Below are 17423 nucleotides of genomic sequence, written 5' to 3'. Positions count from 1 at the left end.
AAAGCGTATTAAAATCAAGCACTTAATCTAATTTAATCTGTTTTTTTTCGTAGTAAATCCTTGAAACGCCCGCATATCAGCGTTTTTTAAATATTAATCTTAATGACTTTTTACACATTTTTCCACTACAAATCTTTTTGAATTATTTAAGAAAAAGGTCAAATTTTTACTAAGGTTTCTTCTTTTTTTCGTTTCTTACCTTAAAGATTATCAATTAATTTTAATTACTATTCCAAATTATTAACGGTTAAAAAGGCAAATGTTATAATATAGTTACCTTTATTATGAAAGAAGGGAATTTTAATGACAAAAGCTATTATTTGCGGCGCTGATTTCGGTCAAGCGGATTTTTTATACACTATGGACGAGTTGGAAAACTTGGCACATGCCTGCAACCTGGACGTATCAAGCCGCGTAACCCAAAAATTAGATAAACCAATTGCTGCCACTTATATCGGCAAAGGTAAAGCCGAAGAAATAAGCCGTCTGGCCCTTGCCAATGCAGCTTCTATCTTGATTATCAACGATGAATTAACACCGATTCAAATTCGCAACCTGCACCAAATTACCAATCTCGATGTGATTGACCGGACTGAACTTATTTTGCAGATTTTTGCTTCCAGAGCCCAGTCTAAAGAAGCCAAGATTCAAGTCCAAATTGCCCAATTACGGGTTCGGCTCCCCCGGCTTCATACCGATAACAACGTTAAACTCGACCAGCAAACTGGTGGCGGCGGTAGTTTCAACAGTCGCGGTGCTGGTGAAACCCAATTAGAAAAAGACCGCCGGGTTATCGGCAAAAAAATCAGTTTTTTGAAAAAAGAACTCAAAGAAATTGAAGCTAAACAAGAACTCACCCGCAAACAAAGAGCTAAAAGCAGCCTCAAATCAGTCGCCTTGGTCGGATACACCAATGCCGGCAAATCAACAACTTTAAATGGTCTCTTGGCTTTATGCCAGCAAGATGATCAAAAACAAGTCTTTGAAAAAGATATGCTTTTTGCCACCTTGGATACTTCAGTTAGACGGCTAAACTTTAAAGACCACCGCGATTTTTTAGTCAGCGATACCGTTGGTTTTGTGTCTCACCTGCCACACCAGCTGGTCCAAGCTTTCAAAACCACCTTAAAAGAAGCTGCTTTAGCTGATTTGCTCGTGCAGGTCGTCGACGTATCCGATCCTAACTATCCAGATATGATTAAAACGACAGAAGATACCTTAAAAGAAATCGGCGTTAATGATATTCCGATGATTTACGCCTTCAATAAGGCGGACAAAACCGAGCTCGTCTTTCCCGAAATCATCGGCGACCAAATTACCTACTCAGCCAGAGATGAAGCTTCCATTGCCAAATTAGTTGAACTGATCAAGCAAAAACTCTTCGCTGACCAAAAAAAAGCTGTCTTCAAAATTCCTTTCAATCAAGGCAAAGTCTTAGACGAATTAAATGTTAAAGGTCACGTTTTAAAAATCGATTACGACGCAGAAGGCACCTTGATTTCGGCCGAAGTTTCACCAAGCCTATACCAAAAACTTGAGCGTTTCGTTCTCGAAGCATAAAAAAAAGCCAGCTTAAAGCTGGCTTTTTTTAGCGTCGGTCAATCAGATAGACTTTAGCATCGCTTTCTCTAAAATTCAAATAGCGTAAAAATTCATCTAAACTCCCATTATCATTTTTAATAGCCACAACTACCTGTTCAACCGTTCCAAAATAATCGAGTAAATGCTGCATTAAATTCTTGGCAACCCGTTGATTCTGATATTCGGGCAAGATGAGCAAATCTTTCACATATACCAAAGTGGCATAATCGCTTAAAGCCCTCACCAATCCGATTAGTCGGCCTTCTTCATAAGCGGCAAGCACATATGATTTTTTTAACCCCTTGCGCAAATGTTCGAGCCCCGAAACATTTAATTCAAGCCCACATTTTTGATATAGCCTAAGGATATCATTTCGATTCAACTTTGGATTAACAATCAGCTCCATTAAAATCCGCCCCCTAAACATCGTATTGATTAAAAAAAGATTATAAAATATACAAACTTATTATATTTTAAAAAAGCCTTTTTTTCAACAATTTTTCATGATTATCTTTGCTTGCATGTGATTTTTTTTAGAAAAATATTTGATACAAATAGCAATCATTAAAAAAAGCAGGCTTTTGACACCTGCTTTTCCTTACTTAATTTTTGCACTGGTTTACTGTGCTGCTTTATCTGCCTCTAAATCTTGATAAGCAATCTGCACTTCCAGTTCATAAGGAGCCTTCTTTTCAATCATATTTGACCGTCCAGCTATCTTATAAGGCCCTTTAGCAATTAACACCGTCGCTAACGATAACCGGTATTTCTTTAAAGCTTCCTTAACATCTAAAAGGCCCACCGTTTTAACCTGAGCCAGCGGCTGTTTTTCCATTTCATTAACCCCGCCATAAATAAACAGCTGCTCATTTTGCGTTACTAATTCAAAATATGGCAAGGCTTTAGGCGCTGCTAAAACATAAAACTTCGTTTGCGAACTGCTGTTTAACATATCTTTATCAGATAAACCGCCATAATCGGCTGTTAAATATCCTATCGCTACTAATTTTTGCGCTAAAGCTGCTAAATGCTCTTTTTGTTCCGCCGTAAAAGTCAACGTTGACGGTAATAAATCAGCATCTGTGTAAATACCGTTCGTTTGTACAAAGCCCAACGGATTCTTTTGCTTTTTTTGTGCTTCAGCTGCCGGATCTTTGGGGGTGATGCCCAATAATTTTTCAATTTTAGGGGTAATATCGTACTTTGACTGCTTATCTTTAGTGAAATAATATAAAGCATTCAGGTAAGCAAAATACAGCAACACTAAGAAGGCTAAAATGTATAAGGTCCCTCTTAAATAGTAGCCATTGGCAAAGAAACGGTAAGCAACATACAGCAGGTAAAAATTGCCAATTCCACCTAAAATTGTGTAAATTTGGCCTTTTAACTTGGCATTCATGCTGAAGTAGCCGATATAGCCGTTAATCAAGCTGAGTAAACTAAACATCTCTAATTACCTCCATTCGTAGTCGTCGACGTGTCTGTGCTGGCCGAACTGGCTGTATTTGAACTTGAAGCTTCATTCGTTGAAGATGAAGTTTGGGTTGCTGATGACGAACTGGATGTTGTGTCGGTGGTCGTTTGATTCGTCGTGTCTTGCGTTGTATCTTGCTGCGTTGAATCTTGCGTTGCACTTTCAGCTGAAGATTGATTTTGGTCTTCCATTGATGATTCATGGCTTTCATCTTTTGGCCTTTCTTTATGGCTGGAAGATGAAGAGCTGACAGATGACATCACCGCTGATGACGATGATGAAACTGATGAAACTTTCGCCTTGCCTTCTGATGTGTGGGTAACTGTATTTACGGCCACATTCGTTGCACCTAGGGCTAAAACAATTGACATAATAGCAAATGGTGTCAACAGCGGCGCCGTTCTTTGTGCCATTTTAATTCCTCGTTTCTAATAATATTCTTTGATAATCCTACTACATTTTTCCTTTAAATTTTCATTGAAATAATTAAATTTTGATTTATTTTGATGCGCTTTGCTGTTTGCATTGGGCACAGATGCCGTATAGTTCAAAGCGGTGGTCGGTAATTTCAAAGCCAGACAGCTGGTCGTTGATGATTTGGCTTAAATCCAGCTTAACTTCATACACCCGTCCGCATTTTTGACAGATAAAATGGTGGTGGTGGAAGTTATCAAAATCACATTGATATTTGACGCTGGCTCCGCCTTGCCGATTCTTCTTTTCTAAAATACCAATCTCTTCAAATTCCCTAATATTGCGATAAATTGTATCATGGCTCATACCTGGAAAAAGCGTGCGCATGTATGCATCAACGGATGTAACGCTTAAAAAACTATCGCTATGCTGACTCAAGTATTCTAATAGTGCTTTTCGCTGCTTAGTCACTTTATAGTTGTGGCTCTTTAAAAGCTGCAACGCCTGATCAATCATTATCTCACTCCTAATCGTAATAATTACGATTATACCATATTACGAACGCCATTTTGCCGTTAAGTCTTTAAGTTTTTCTTGTGTTTGACCCCAATCATCATTTTCAAGTCGCCAGACATGCGGCAAATCCTGCATAACTTGATCTCTTTTAGCTTCTTTAGATGCCAGACGCTTTTTAATCAAGGCGGGCTGATCGCCTCTTTTTTGCATTCTTTGGCGCTGAACGGCTTCATCTTTGACTGTCAAATAGATAATTTCCGTTTGCTTCGGCATAGCTTTAAGATAAGTCAAAGCCCCCTTGGTATCTAAAATAATAACTGCTAAGGAACTTTTTTCAAAGGCTTTGTCCAATCCTTCTTTGGAAGAACCATAAAAATAATCATCATATTTTACATATTCAAAATAGTGCCGTTTAAAAAAAGTGGTCTGATCTTCAAAAAAATAATCTACTCCATCTTCTTCGCCGGCTCGTTTTGGTCTGGTAGTGTGGGTCAAAATCAAGCTATAGCCTAATTTTTCAACTAAATAATTGCGAACCGTCGTCTTACCGGTGCCTGGTGCACCACATAAAACAATTACCTTGTTGTCCAAATTTTCTCCTCCTATTTATGCAAAAAAATTGCGTAAAACGCTTTAATATTGTATACTATATTCATTGAGTTGAAAACGAATACATTTTAAACTCAAACTAACTTAATTTTACTATGAATGGAGGGCAAATTATGAAATTTGGTCAATTTTCTAAAACAAATTATTCAATCGCATTAGACACAAAATCACAACTTTTTATTGCCCGCTCAAATGATAACCCTGAATTTGAAGCTTCCGGCATTACTATTCAAGACGCACTTTATAATCTGTCTAAGCTTGATAAAAATATCAAATATTAATTTGAAGGCTGCCTTGGGCGGCCTTTTTTATTTGCTAAGCTAATATGGCCTCGATATAATTAAAATAGCATTTATGGCTGTTTGTTATAGAAAGGAAGAGCATTATGTCTTATTTAGGAACTTTAAGTTTAGTTCTAATCACCACAGCTTTTATGGGCCATTTTAGCCGGCGTTTGGGCATGCCGGCCGTTATCGGTGAATTGGTCTGTGGTATCATTTTAGGTCCGGCCGTTTTGGGCTGGGTCACCAATACTTCTTTTGTGCATATTTTCTCTGAAATCGGCGTTATCATTTTAATGTTTATCGCCGGTTTGGAAAGTGATTTAGCCTTACTTAAAAAATATTTGAAACCAGCCTTTTCTGTGGCCATCAGCGGGGTCATCCTGCCGGCCTTAGTGATTTACCTGTTTGGCCGCTGGTTTAATTTCACCAACGAAAAAGCCATCTTTTTAGGGGTTACTTTTGCGGCTACATCAGTCTCAATCTCTGTTGAAGTTTTAAAAGAACTGCATTTCTTAGACTCTAAAGAAGGTACTACTATTTTAGGAGCGGCTGTTATCGATGATATTTTAGCGGTCATCATCTTAAGTGTCTTGGTCAGCCTCTTTAGCGACGTGGCACAAAAAGCAGGCGGCCAGGTACAAAGCAACATTTGGCTATCATTTGTCTTCCAGGTCATCTACTTTGTCTTTATCTACCTCCTCTTCCGCTTCATCGCTCCAATGCTGATGAAATTAGCCGAAAAATTGTCTATCTCGGCTGCGGTGACCTTGATGTCCGTCTTCATCTGCATGGGTATGGCTTACTTGGCTGAAGCGGCTGGTCTAAGTGATGTCGTTGGTGCCTTTTTTGCCGGGGTTGCTATTGCCCAAACCCCTTATAAAAAAGAAGTTGATTCCAATATTGAACCAATCGGATACGCGGTTTTCATCCCGATGTTTTTTGTCAGCATCGGACTTAACATGACTTTCAAAGGTTTCTTATCCGATCTGATTTTTATTATTCCTTTGACCATCTTGGCCCTGTTAACCAAACATTTAGGTTGCGGCTTGGGAGCCAAACTTTTAAAAATGGATTTCAAATCTGCCAATATTATCGGCGCCGGCATGGTCTCACGGGGAGAAATGGCTTTGATTATTGCCCAAATCGGTTATGAAGCCGGTCTTTTATCGGCTAAGTACTATTCAGGCGTTATCATTGTTATTATTTTAACCACTATTATCGCCCCGTTTTTGTTAAAATATGCTGTACTTTCTAAAAAAAGTGCCGCTTAAAAAAAAAGCGCAAAGCTGAAAACTTTGCGCTTTTTTTAAGCTTTTTGATTCAATTTACTATGCCTAATGCCATAAGCAAAATAAATAATTAAGCCGATTAAAAACCAGAGGACAGAAGCAATCCACGTTTCAAGCGACAACTGAAACAGCATGCCAACACAGCAGGCCGCTGAAATCAGGGGCAAAATTGGATAAAACGGCACTTTAAACCCATCGTGATTAGGAATATCCTGCCGCTTGCGCAAAGGGATAATCCCTAAAGAAATAAAGGTAAAGGCTAGTAAAGTCCCGATATTAACCAAACTGGTCAATTGATCTAAAGAAACAAAGCCCCCAAGCAAAGCTACGACCACCGTAACGGCTAGCATACTATGTTTCGGCACCCGCGTTGTAGTGTCGACAACACCCAAAAACTGCGGCAATAGTCCATCACGTCCAATCGAATAAATCAAACGTGAGGAACTGAAAATCATCGATACCATCATGGTAAACATCCCTGCTAAAGCACCAACAGACAATAACCCGGCAAACCAATCCTGACCCGCCAATTGAAAAGCATAGGCCACCGGGTTAGCCACATCCAATTTAGTATAAGCTGTCATGCCCGTCAATACAGCGGCTACTAAAATATAAAGGACAGTACAAATAATCAAAGTACCGATAATCCCTCTGGGCATGTTTTTAGCCGGATTTTTAACTTCAGCGGCTGAAGCAGCAACCACATCAAAACCTAAATAAGCAAAAAACACCTGAGCCGCACCGGTCACGACACCTTTAGCACCAAAAGGCATAAAAGGATGCCAATTAGCTGGTTTAACGTAAAATAATCCTACCACGACAAATAAAACAATCACTAAAATTTTAACCAAAACCATCACTTTATTTAAAGTCATCGATGATTTAACCCCGCGGTTCAAAATATAGGCGATAAATAAAACAATCAAAATCGCCACCAGGTTGATATAGGTCCCCTGGCTGGGATTAAAGGGTCCGCTAACAGCACGGGGCAGCGTTATGTTAAAGCCTTTGAGCAGTGAAGCGGTGTAGGCGGAAAAACCCGTTGATACCGCAGCAACTGCTAAAATATACTCCAAAATCAACGCCCATCCAAGGAGCCAGCCGATAATTTCACCAAAGACTACATTGCCAAAAGAATATGCCGAACCGGCAATCGGCAGCGCTGAAGCAAATTCGGCGTAACACATAGCCGCTAGCGAGCAGACCACTGCTGCCAAAATAAATGAAAAAACAATGGCAGGTCCGCTATACATTGCTGCCACTGTCCCCGGTAAAATGAAGATACCTGTACCGATAACCGCCCCAATACCCATGGCAATCAAATCACCGGCCGTTAACTGCTTGACGAGCAGTTTATCAGAATCCAAGTATCGTTTAAGACTTTCTTTTTTTAAAACCCGCTCTCTTAAGCCCATTCAATCACTCCCATAATCAGTAAAATACAGCTACTAATATTACTAAAAACAACATTAAATGTCAATGAGAAAATAAAAAAAGCAGCGGTCTTATCCGCTGCTTTTACTTAGCATCTACATATCTCAAATAATACGTGGTCGCATATGGTGAAAAGGTGATACCTTTAACCCCTTTAGTGATAAAGTAGCCTTCTGTCGACTGGAATACCGGTACCACAAAAGCATCTTGTGCAATCAGAATTTTTTCAGCCTTAGCATACATTTGCCGGCATTTAGCGCTGGCCTGCATCGTCTGCACCTGCTCTACCAGCTGCCAATAAGTTTGATTCTGATAATCGCTTAAATGAAGCATCCCGCCATAATTAAAGAAGCTGGATAAATCGACAAAATCCGGCTGCCATGACAGGTAGACCATATCATATTGGTAAGCATCCGCTTGTTTAATTTTTTGCGCTAAAGAAACAGCCTTAACCTTTAAAGTCACATCAGGCAGTACTTGCTTGAGTTGCTTAGCGACTTTTTGAGCCACCAATTGACTTTCGCTAGTATTCGTAGCCAGCATCGTTAAGGTAATTTTCTTTTGCCCCAATTCTTGCTGCGCTAACTTCAAGTATTTACGCGCTAGTTTGGGCTTGTAGCCGACCAAATTGCCATACTCTTTTCTAAAACATAAGTCATTGGACAAATTATAAGAATAATTTTGCGGAATCAAGCCATACAAAGCTTGACCGCTTTTAAGCTGCTTTTTGACCAGCTGCCGGCGGTCTAGGGCATATGTTACAGCCAGTCTAAAATGACGATTAGCCGTAACTTTTCTTTGCGGATTAAAATTCAGCACGATAATTTGCGGTATCAGATGTTCGTGGAAATCCGCATCTTTTTTGTAGCGGCTGTTATATAAAGTGCCCACGCGCACATAGTCATACTTGCCTTTTTTAAAATCTTTGACCACATTAGCCGTCTTTTCATCGGTGTAATATTTGGCTTTCTTTAATTTAACACTTTTGTGTCCCCAATAATTTTGGTTCTTAACCAAAGTCCATTGTTTAGCTTGGGGCGTCCAGTGGTTGAGTTTGAAGGGACCGTTAAAAGCCGTGTACTCGGCTTTGGTCCCGTATTTAGTACCATATCGCTGTACCAGCCGGTAATTTTGCGGCATGGCAACGGTACTAGTAAAAACTTGCTGATAATATGAAACAGGTTTTACCAACGTGACTTGCAGAGTCAAATCATCTAATGCCTTAACCCCTAAGGAACTTAGTGGCAGAAGCCCAGAGTGTACAGCACTGGCATTTTGCAAGATTTTGAGACTATTCCAACTGTTTCCACTCGTTTTGTTAACAGCTCTCTGCCATGCAATTACATAATCTTTTGCCGTCACCAAATCCCCATTAGACCAATGGTTCTTTTTCAAATGATAGGTCAAAACCCTTTTGTCACTGGATTTTTCTTCACTCTTAGCTCCGGCTAAAACTAAATAACCTGCTTTGTCCAAACGATATAATCCCTCATAGACATTTTGCGCAATTTGCGAACCGTTAGCATCTTCTAACTTAGCTGTATCTAACGTAACCGCTCTATCCCTGATAGCGAGTTTAACCACTTGATGATGTGAAATTTTTTTAGCCTGTTGAGCTTGTGTACATCCTGAAAGCAGTAAATCCACAACTAAACTCATCCCTAAAAAGCCGATTTTATGTTTCATCAACACAACACACCCCATTTCAAGAAAACGTTTACTTCCCTTTAATAACAACCTTTCCCGTCCATTGTACCCTCCTTTTTTAATAAATGCAATTCAATCAATGCCTTGCCTGATTAAATGCGTTATAATAAGGTTAAAATATTTTAATCAGGGGGTTAAGTATGAAATTCAATCAATTCTCTATTGTCAAAACACCGTTTGCCATCCAGCAAAAAGAACTCGCCAGCCTCGGGTTTATTGATGATGCTTCCTGGCAAAAAACTAATCTAAACCAACTATTTGCAGACCTGTTAAAAAAATGCTTCCCGCAAGCTAAAACGGCTGCTGCCAAAGATGAAAAATTTCATCAATTAGCTGCCACTTCTGCTTTAACTATCGTTGAATTTTTGCAGACAGAGCCGCTCACCCTAGACGTCTTTTATGCTGTCGGCATGCAATTGTTGGGCTTTGAAGTTGGCTGTGATTTTTCCTTGAATCACCCGCTGGAAGCTATGGATAAATACAATTTAACCCATAAAAAGAAGTTAAATGACCAAAAAGATTTACTCAAAGCCTTTTATCTTTTATTGAACACTAGAACCAAAAACGGCCAAATCTTCTTGGACCGCTTAGCCAACTTAGGCTTTTTCACTCCTTTTTATGACCTGCCGGCTGAAAAAAAGCCGCTCTTCTTTAATGGCAAGGCCCAACCTGTCATTGATACTAATCAATTAATCTATGAAGTTGTTTATGTTGAATCCGACCTTGATTCTGACGGCGACGGCAAGGCTGATCTGTTAAAGACTGAAATTATCCGGCCTAAAGATACCGAAAACGGCCTTAAAGTCCCAGTGGTTTACACGGCCAGCCCTTATAATCAAGGCACAAATGACAGCGACGTGGAAGCTTTAACCCATGATGTTAATATCAAATTGACCCGTAAAGAGCCTAACCATTTAACTTACGATGACATCAAAGCGCCCGTCTTTAAAAAACCGGAAGTTAAAAAAATAACACCCGTTGATTCCGCTAAAGAAGCCAGCGAAACTTTTGGCCGTGAATTTTCTTATACGTTAAATGATTACTTCTTGGCCCGCGGTTTTGCCGCTGTCTATGCCGCCGGCATCGGCACCCTTGATTCTGACGGCTTTAGAACCTGCGGCAGCAAAGAAGAAACCCTATCCGCCACCGCTATTATTGAATGGCTTCATGGTGACCGCAAAGCTTTCACCGACCGTACCAGCGGCGTTGAAATCAAGGCTTGGTGGTCCAATGGCAAAGTTGCCATGACCGGCAAATCTTATCTGGGAACATTAGCCCAAGCCTGTGCTACCACTGGGGTCAAGGGGTTAGAAACCATTATTGCCGAAGCTGCCATTTCCAGCTGGTATGACTACTACCGGGACGGCGGCTTAGTCATTGCTCCTGGCGGTTTTCCCGGTGAAGATGCTGATGTTTTAGCTGAAGATTGCTTCAGCCGGCGCCAAAATGCCGGTTCCTTTTTAAAAATCAAGCAGGCATGGAACAGCCATTTGAACCAAATAACCCAAGGTCAAGACCGTACTTCCGGCAGCTACAACACCTTTTGGGATGCACGCAATTATCTAAATGATGTCCAAAACGTCAAGTGTGATGCCATCTTAGTCCATGGTTTAAATGATTGGAATGTTAAATTACGAAACGTCTACCAATTCTACCAAGCTTTAAAATCACTGCCTACCACTACTAAGCTGATTTTGCACCAGGGACAGCACATCTACATTAATAATTTCCAATCCCTTGATTTTAGCGAAATGATGAACCTGTGGCTCTCCTATAAACTTTACGGCTTAGATAACGGAGCTAAAAATATTCTCCCAGACGTCTTAGTCCAAGATAACACCCAAGAATCGACCTGGGTAACACAAGCTGACTGGGTAGAAAAAGATGCCAAAAACTACACTTTAGGTTTACGCCCTTGCGGCAAACTCAAGGAAGGACAATGCAAGAAAGACGATCAAAAACTCACTTTCGGCGATGTTTTACCTAAACATCTTTTTGAGGCCTATACCAAAGACACGGCTAAATGGCAAGCTGACCTGCTTAGTTCAGATACTGTTTTAGCTTCCAACCGGTTAATTTGGCAAAGCAAGGCCTTAGCTCAAGCCTTAACCTTAGAAGGCACACCGCATTTAGATCTTGATGTCGCCGTCGATAACGATCACGGCATGCTGAGTTTTATGGTGGTTGATTATGGTTTGGATAAGCGCTTGGCACCGGTACCGGCAACCTTAGCCCGCAAGGCTTTAGACTGTGGCTTCCACTGGCGTAATGACGATTTGATGGAATTTAAATTGGCTTCACAAACACCGTTTAAGATGATTACTAAAGGCCATTTGAATTTACAAAACCGTACTAATTTATATCAGGCTGACGATCTTAAACCAAATGAATTTGTGCACCTATCTCTAGACTTACAGCCAATGCGCTACGTCTTAAAAGCCGGCCATAAGTTAGGTTTAGTCATCTACGCCACAGATATGGGCATGACTGTTCGTGGCAATGAAGACCTCAAGTATACCATTGATTGCAAGCATTCAAGTTTAAGTTTTTATGCTAAATAATAAAAAGACCTAGCATCCGCTAGGTCTTTTTTAGTGTTGCTCAATTAAGGTATACGCATTTCCTTGGTCGTAAGGGTGACGTTCAATCGTATACTCTAAAGCGCGTCCATCTTCTAAATAAACGGTCTCTTGCACCTGTAAAATAGGATCGCCCCCTAGTTGATTAGCTTGTTAAAAAAGTCTTTTTATTTGACCTAAAGTAAGGTTTAGGTTTTACAATAGATGCGAATTAAGAAAAGGAGGCAACCACATGCTTTTAGAAAAAATCACTTCATCTGCTGATGTCAAAAAACTCTCAAATGCAGAACTTCACACCCTTGTTGATGAAGCCCGCCAAGCTCTCCTGCAAAAAACCAGCCAGCACGGCGGCCACAATGGCCCTAACTTCGGGGTCGTTGAAATGACAGTCGCCCTGCACGATGTCTTCGATACTCCCAAGGACAAAATTGTCTACGACGTTTCCCACCAATCATACGTTCACAAGATGTTAACAGGGCGCGCTCAAGCCTTCTTAAATCCTGCTCACTACGATGATGTTTCCGGCTACACCAACCCTAAGGAAAGCGAATATGACTTATTCTCAGTCGGACATACTTCAACTTCTTTAGCCTTGGCTTCTGGTTTAATGAAAGCTAGAGACGTCAAAGGCGAAGACTATCGTGTGATTGCTGTCATTGGTGATGGTTCCATGTCTGGCGGCCTTGCTTTTGAAGGCTTGGATGAAATCGCCAACGTCAACACACAAGCTATTGTTATTTTAAATGATAATGACCAATCCATCGCACCTAACCCTCAGCGCGGCCTTTACACTGCTTTGCAGTCCTTACGTGAATCAAACGGAGAGGCTCCTGACAACTTATTCAAAGCTATGGGTTATGAATACCACTACTTAGATGATGGTAATGACTTAGATAAGTTAATCGCCCTCTTCAACGAAGTCAAAGATGCCGACCACCAGGTATTGCTTCATATCCACACTGATAAAGGCCATGGCTTCAAACCAGCTGAAGAAAATCATGAAGCTTTCCACGCCGGTGGTCCTTACAATCCCAAGACCGGTGAATACGTTCAATTCGGCGACCCGACAAAGCCAACATACAGCTCTGTTTTAACTGATTTTATGCTGGACAAGATGGAAAAAGACCCAACTGTCGTCGAAGTCACAGCCGGGACACCAATGATCCTGCTGACTCCAGAACAAAGAGCCAAGTTTCCTAAGCAATTTGTTGACGTTGGTATTGCTGAACAAGAAGCTGTTACCATGACTGCTGGTTTAGCTAAAGGCGGCGCAAAGCCGGTCTTCACCGTCTACTCCACCTTCCTGCAAAGAGCTTATGACCAAGTATCCCATGACCTGGCCTTAAACGACCTGCCGGGTACAATCTTGGTATACATGGCCTCAGTTAACGGGATGAACGACGAAAGCCACATCGGCTTCTTCGATATTCCATTCTTAGCCCACATTCCAAACGTGGTTTACCTGGCTCCAACCAACAAGGAAGAACTTTTGTCCATGACCAACTGGGCCATCGAACAACAAGACCACCCAGCAGCTATCCGGGTTCCAGTAGGTCCGCTGGTTGAAACCGGCGTAGCAGACACTACCGACTACTCTGTCTTAAACAAGAACCAGGTCACCCAAAAAGGTTCCAAGGTTGCTTTGTTTGGATTGGGCAACTTCTACCACTTGGCAAAGCAGGTTGCTGACAAGCTTGAAAAAGAACATGGCATCAAAGCAACTTTAGTAAATCCTAAGTTCGTCACCGGCTTGGATACTGAACTTCTGGACAGCTTAGAAACAAACCACGACGTTGTAGTAACTTTAGAAGACGGTGTCTTAGAAGGCGGCTATGGCCAAATGGTTGCTTCCTACCTTGGAAACAAAGATTTAGCTGTCCAAACATACGGTTTATCTAAAGCCTTCCATGATCGCTATAATGCAAGCGAATTGCTTGAAAAAGAAGGTATCACTGTTGACAACATTGTCAACCACGTTTTAGCTAAACTTTAACAGCAAAAAAAGAGCAGGCTTAAAGCCTGCTCTTTTTTTATTTGTAGATAAAATTTCTCCAAAGGTGAAGTGCACCTTTGAAGCTTAAGCGCTCAGTTTTGCACCCTGATGTAGTCGGGCTTTTGGTCGCATGAGCCTAGCGCTAAGGACCTGAAGGCTAGGAGGGGACAAACCCCTCGCGTCGCCATCAGGCCAAGCTTAGCGTACGGCTCATAGGCACTCAGTTTTGCACCCTGATGTAGTACGCCTTATGATCGCTCGCCAAAGCACCCTTTTTTAGTCGGGCTTTTAGTCGCATGGGCTTAGTGACAAGGAACTACTCCTCGGGGGCTTAACAGCCCCGCTTCATCGCAGTCCAGCTTGTCATACAGCCCATAACCGCTCCAAAAAGCACCCTGGTTTAGTCGGGCTTTGACTCGCATACGCCTACGTCTAAGCTGTGTCCGCTTGGAATCGTACCGATTCCCGCGCTACCACGAGCTTAGTCTACCGGCGTATGACCGCTCGCCAAAGCACCCTGGTTTATCTAGCAGCATTGATGGCTAAAAGTAAGCAGCCAGTGATTCCGGCATCGTCGCCTAATTCAACGTGCACGATGTAGTCATCAAGATCTGGTGTCTTAACATAACCATTCATTTGTTCTGCAAATGACTTGCGGATCATTGGGAAGAGTTGTTCTTGCTTGGAAACACCGCCACCAAAGATAATCTTTTCTGGTGACAAAATCAATGTGTAAGCCATGCAAGCTTGGGCTAAGTAGTAAGCTTCAATTTCCCAATCCTTAGCATCCTTAGGAATGTCATAAGCCTTAACACCGCCGGCACGAGCCTCAACAGCAGGTCCGCATGTTAACCCTTCAAGGCAGTCTTTGTGATAAATGCAGTAGCCTTCGTACTTGTCATCCGGATGACGGCGCATGGTAATGTGCCCCATTTCAGGGTGGCCGAACCCTTCTAAGACTTTGCCGTTAACAACGGCACCGCCGCCCATACCAGTACCAACTGTCAAATAAACGCAGCTCTCATTGTTCTTAGCAGCACCTAATTTCAGTTCGCCATAAGCAGCTACATTAACGTCTGTGGTCCAAACATAAGGAATATCGTAGTGCTTCTTCATTTCACCTAAAAAGTTGTAGTTAGCCCACCCCTTCTTAGGTGTAGTGGTGATATAGCCGTAAGTCTTGGATTTTTTGTTAACATCGATTGGGCCAAAAGATCCAATCCCCATTGCACATACTGGGTTTTCATCAAAGAACTTGAAAACTTCAGCCATTGTTTCTTCAGGAACCGTGGTTGGAATTTTAACCCGCTTCAAGATATTCATTTCTTTGTCGCTGACTGCGCACACAAATTTTGTACCGCCAGCTTCAATTGCACCATAAAGTTCAGACATAGTGATCCTCCATTTGTCTTTTGTTCAAGAGCTTAATGTGCTAAACGTTTGACATATTTGCTGGTAAAGCTCTTTTAATTACGTCTAAATTCATCATGAAATTTTCGCCAATCATCAACTTTTGGTTACGATTTCATCGTACCTTATATTATATGCTTATCGTTTATCATATGACAACATTTTTTTCATATTTTTAATAACTTTTCTTGTTAGTTTAAAATTTTACTTCTATAATTTACAGATAAAAGCTTATGTGAGGTGAAATTATGTCAATTACAAAAGAAGCCGGTAATTATATTATCCGTAATATCTTTGCTTCTTTAGGTCTATCAGCTTACGTCATCATTGATGCTTTATTTATTTCAATTGCTTCAGGATCCATGGGATTGGCTGCTTTAAATATTGTCCTCCCCGTGTTCAACCTTTCCAATGCCATTGGCATCATGTTTGGCATTGGCGGCAGTTCACTTTATTCCATGAATAAAATCAGGCATCCGCAAAAAGTGGAAAAGTTATTTTCCCAGCTCTTGCTTACCGGACTTATCATTGGACTGACGATTGCCTGTTTAGGCACCCTTTTTGCCCCGCAAATTTTAACTCTTTTGGGTGCGACAGCAAAAACCTGGTCTTTAGCCAATATCTACTACCGGATTGTGATTTGTACGGCACCTTTTTTTATCTGCAACTACATCTGCATTAATTTCATTCGTAATGATGCCAACCCGCGCTTGACAATGCAGGCTTCTTTAACGGAAACTTTTTGCGTTATCTTAGCGGATGCCTTTTTAATCTTTGTGTGCGGGTTAAAAATTGAAGGTGCTGCCATAGCAACCTTCGTATCTCCAATCACCAGCCTTTTGGTTTTAAGCCGCCACCGTCATTTTAAAGGGCGCAAGTTAAAACTTTTTTGGACAAAACCTAAGCTGGATATCATCGTCAAATCATTTAAATTAGGCTTCCCGTCTTGTTTAACCGAGCTTAGTACCGGTGTGATGATTTTCTTGTTTAATATTGTGTTGCTAAAAATTTCAGGTGATACGGCCATTGCTGCTTATGGAGTTATCTCTAATATTGCCATTATGACCTTAGCTCTTTCCAACGGGGTAGCTTTAGGCGTGCAACCTTTGGCCAGCCGTGAATATGGACAAAAAAACTTCGCCAATGCTAAATCTGTCATTTTCTTTGGCTTAAAAATCAGTCTTGCCTTAGCTGTCTTAGCCTATCTAGGATTAATCATCTTCCGATATCCGATTGTAACCCTCTTTAACCAAGAACATTCCGCCGCCTTGCTAAAAATTGCCTGTGCCGGTATTCCGCTGTACTTTATTTCCAGTTTATTTGCCAGCCAAAATCTTGTCATCAATATGTCTTTAGCCGCTATTGATCAAGCCCAAACGGCATTTTTGCTGGCAATTCTGCGCGGATACGTCTTGATTTTTATCTGTCTCATGCTTTTACCGCATTTCTTAGGTCTTAACGGTGTTTGGCTCGCCAGCCCCCTTGCCGAAGCCCTCACTTGTCTGTTAGGATTTATTATGTTGCTAAAAAAGGGTGCAAAACTGAGCGTTTAGGCTTCGTAAGCTAAGTGCCCTGAACCCGCCGTGGGCTGTAAAGCCCCAAGGGTTAAGGGTCTTAGCTCTAGGAGCTTGCCAAGAAAAGCCCAACTAAAAAAGGGTGCTTTTGGGAGCGGTTATGGGCTGATGACAAGCTGGACTGCGACGAAGCGGGGCTGTTAAGCCCCCGAGGAGTAGTTCCTTGTCACTAAGCCCATGCGACTAAAAGCCCGACTAAACCAGGGTGCTTTTTGGAGCGGTTATGGGCTGTATGACAAGCTGGACTGCGACGAAGCGGGGCTGTTAAGCCCCCGAGGAGTAGTTCCTTGTCACTAAGCCCATGCGACTAAAAGCCCAACTACTCCAGGGTGCTTTTGGGAGCGGTCATAAGGCGTAAGATAAGCTGGAAACGGCGCAGTGGGTCTGCAAGACCCCAAGACGTTTGTGCTTAGATTTAGCCTTATGCGAGCCAAAGCCCGACTAAATCAGGGTGCTTTGGCGAGCGGTTATACGCCGGTAGACTAAGCTCGTGGTAGCGCGGGAATCGGTACGATTCCAAGCGGACACAGCTTAGACGTAGGCGTATGCGACCAAAACC

15 protein-coding genes are annotated in these 17423 nt (G+C 41.7%); 6 read left to right on the top strand and 9 right to left on the bottom strand.

Features of this window, described 5'->3' with window-relative positions:
- Positions 1 to 303: 303 nt before the first annotated feature.
- Positions 304 to 1560 (top strand): GTPase HflX, encoded by a 1257-nt coding sequence (hflX, locus tag BMX26_RS07390; protein WP_075530802.1) that lies wholly within the window; start codon positions 304 to 306, stop codon positions 1558 to 1560.
- Between the two features lie 28 nt (positions 1561 to 1588).
- On the opposite strand, the gene BMX26_RS07385 is transcribed toward hflX, so the two are convergent.
- The 5 genes from BMX26_RS07385 to BMX26_RS07365 form a co-directional block, all read right to left on the bottom strand.
- Complete coding sequence (locus BMX26_RS07385) at positions 1589 to 1987, bottom strand: GNAT family N-acetyltransferase (protein ID WP_075530801.1); 399 nt, start codon at positions 1985 to 1987, stop codon at positions 1589 to 1591.
- A gap of 213 nt (positions 1988 to 2200) precedes the next feature.
- Positions 2201 to 3028 (bottom strand): DUF6681 family protein, encoded by an 828-nt coding sequence (locus BMX26_RS07380; RefSeq protein WP_075530800.1) that lies wholly within the window; start codon positions 3026 to 3028, stop codon positions 2201 to 2203.
- A gap of 2 nt (positions 3029 to 3030) precedes the next feature.
- Positions 3031 to 3468 carry a hypothetical protein gene (locus tag BMX26_RS07375; RefSeq protein WP_075530799.1) on the bottom strand — a complete coding sequence of 146 codons (438 nt, stop codon included), beginning with the start codon at positions 3466 to 3468 and terminating at the stop codon, positions 3031 to 3033.
- A gap of 85 nt (positions 3469 to 3553) precedes the next feature.
- On the bottom strand, positions 3554 to 3985 hold the full coding sequence (locus BMX26_RS07370) for a Fur family transcriptional regulator (RefSeq protein ID WP_075530798.1): 432 nt from the start codon (positions 3983 to 3985) through the stop codon (positions 3554 to 3556).
- A gap of 39 nt (positions 3986 to 4024) precedes the next feature.
- The gene (locus tag BMX26_RS07365) at positions 4025 to 4576 is read right to left on the bottom strand and encodes a guanylate kinase (protein WP_075530797.1); all 552 of its coding nucleotides are present in this window, start codon (positions 4574 to 4576) and stop codon (positions 4025 to 4027) included.
- Positions 4577 to 4707: 131 nt separating this feature from the next.
- Between BMX26_RS07365 and BMX26_RS09625 the strand changes: the two genes are divergently transcribed.
- Positions 4708 to 4875 (top strand): hypothetical protein, encoded by a 168-nt coding sequence (locus tag BMX26_RS09625; RefSeq protein WP_173648006.1) that lies wholly within the window; start codon positions 4708 to 4710, stop codon positions 4873 to 4875.
- Between the two features lie 104 nt (positions 4876 to 4979).
- Positions 4980 to 6149 carry a cation:proton antiporter gene (locus tag BMX26_RS07360; protein ID WP_075530796.1) on the top strand — a complete coding sequence of 390 codons (1170 nt, stop codon included), beginning with the start codon at positions 4980 to 4982 and terminating at the stop codon, positions 6147 to 6149.
- 35 nt (positions 6150 to 6184) lie between these two features.
- On the opposite strand, the gene BMX26_RS07355 is transcribed toward BMX26_RS07360, so the two are convergent.
- Positions 6185 to 7582 (bottom strand): amino acid permease, encoded by a 1398-nt coding sequence (locus BMX26_RS07355; RefSeq protein ID WP_075530795.1) that lies wholly within the window; start codon positions 7580 to 7582, stop codon positions 6185 to 6187.
- A gap of 103 nt (positions 7583 to 7685) precedes the next feature.
- The gene (locus tag BMX26_RS07350) at positions 7686 to 9287 is read right to left on the bottom strand and encodes a peptide ABC transporter substrate-binding protein (RefSeq protein ID WP_075530839.1); all 1602 of its coding nucleotides are present in this window, start codon (positions 9285 to 9287) and stop codon (positions 7686 to 7688) included.
- A gap of 161 nt (positions 9288 to 9448) precedes the next feature.
- Here BMX26_RS07350 and BMX26_RS07345 point away from each other — a divergent pair, with 161 nt between their 5' ends.
- On the top strand, positions 9449 to 11869 hold the full coding sequence (locus tag BMX26_RS07345; protein WP_075530794.1) for a Xaa-Pro dipeptidyl-peptidase: 2421 nt from the start codon (positions 9449 to 9451) through the stop codon (positions 11867 to 11869).
- Between the two features lie 30 nt (positions 11870 to 11899).
- Here BMX26_RS07345 and BMX26_RS09515 read toward each other — a convergent pair whose 3' ends face one another.
- Positions 11900 to 12013 (bottom strand): hypothetical protein, encoded by a 114-nt coding sequence (locus BMX26_RS09515; protein ID WP_143454881.1) that lies wholly within the window; start codon positions 12011 to 12013, stop codon positions 11900 to 11902.
- Positions 12014 to 12119: 106 nt separating this feature from the next.
- On the opposite strand from BMX26_RS09515, the gene BMX26_RS07340 reads away from it, so the two are divergent.
- Positions 12120 to 13880, top strand: coding sequence for a 1-deoxy-D-xylulose-5-phosphate synthase (locus tag BMX26_RS07340; RefSeq protein WP_075530793.1), 1761 nt, complete (start codon positions 12120 to 12122; stop codon positions 13878 to 13880).
- 522 nt (positions 13881 to 14402) lie between these two features.
- On the opposite strand, the gene BMX26_RS07335 is transcribed toward BMX26_RS07340, so the two are convergent.
- Entirely contained in the window at positions 14403 to 15272 is an 870-nt protein-coding gene (locus tag BMX26_RS07335) for an ROK family protein (RefSeq protein WP_075530792.1), read from the bottom strand.
- A 266-nt stretch (positions 15273 to 15538) separates the two neighbouring features.
- On the opposite strand from BMX26_RS07335, the gene BMX26_RS07330 reads away from it, so the two are divergent.
- Positions 15539 to 16843 carry an MATE family efflux transporter gene (locus BMX26_RS07330; RefSeq protein ID WP_075530791.1) on the top strand — a complete coding sequence of 435 codons (1305 nt, stop codon included), beginning with the start codon at positions 15539 to 15541 and terminating at the stop codon, positions 16841 to 16843.
- Positions 16844 to 17423: the final 580 nt, after the last annotated feature.

The sequence above is a fragment of the Ligilactobacillus sp. WC1T17 genome, assembly GCA_900110005.1.
In the GTDB taxonomy this organism is placed as follows: domain Bacteria; phylum Bacillota; class Bacilli; order Lactobacillales; family Lactobacillaceae; genus Ligilactobacillus; species Ligilactobacillus ruminis_A.
The sequence above is the reverse complement of the archived record's forward strand: the minus strand, read 5'-3'. Positions and strand labels throughout refer to the sequence as shown.

Excerpts from the sequence above, each read along its gene's own strand:
- hflX (WP_075530802.1), top strand. The coding sequence starts at position 304 with ATGACAAAAGCTATTATTTGCGGCGCTGATTTCGGTCAAGCGGATTTT.
- BMX26_RS07385 (WP_075530801.1), bottom strand. The coding sequence starts at position 1,987 with ATGGAGCTGATTGTTAATCCAAAGTTGAATCGAAATGATATCCTTAGG.
- BMX26_RS07380 (WP_075530800.1), bottom strand. The coding sequence starts at position 3,028 with ATGTTTAGTTTACTCAGCTTGATTAACGGCTATATCGGCTACTTCAGC.
- BMX26_RS07375 (WP_075530799.1), bottom strand. The coding sequence starts at position 3,468 with ATGGCACAAAGAACGGCGCCGCTGTTGACACCATTTGCTATTATGTCA.
- BMX26_RS07370 (WP_075530798.1), bottom strand. The coding sequence starts at position 3,985 with ATGATTGATCAGGCGTTGCAGCTTTTAAAGAGCCACAACTATAAAGTG.
- BMX26_RS09625 (WP_173648006.1), top strand. The coding sequence starts at position 4,708 with ATGAAATTTGGTCAATTTTCTAAAACAAATTATTCAATCGCATTAGAC.
- BMX26_RS07360 (WP_075530796.1), top strand. The coding sequence starts at position 4,980 with ATGTCTTATTTAGGAACTTTAAGTTTAGTTCTAATCACCACAGCTTTT.
- BMX26_RS07355 (WP_075530795.1), bottom strand. The coding sequence starts at position 7,582 with ATGGGCTTAAGAGAGCGGGTTTTAAAAAAAGAAAGTCTTAAACGATAC.
- BMX26_RS07350 (WP_075530839.1), bottom strand. The coding sequence starts at position 9,287 with ATGAAACATAAAATCGGCTTTTTAGGGATGAGTTTAGTTGTGGATTTA.
- BMX26_RS07345 (WP_075530794.1), top strand. The coding sequence starts at position 9,449 with ATGAAATTCAATCAATTCTCTATTGTCAAAACACCGTTTGCCATCCAG.
- BMX26_RS07340 (WP_075530793.1), top strand. The coding sequence starts at position 12,120 with ATGCTTTTAGAAAAAATCACTTCATCTGCTGATGTCAAAAAACTCTCA.
- BMX26_RS07335 (WP_075530792.1), bottom strand. The coding sequence starts at position 15,272 with ATGTCTGAACTTTATGGTGCAATTGAAGCTGGCGGTACAAAATTTGTG.
- BMX26_RS07330 (WP_075530791.1), top strand. The coding sequence starts at position 15,539 with ATGTCAATTACAAAAGAAGCCGGTAATTATATTATCCGTAATATCTTT.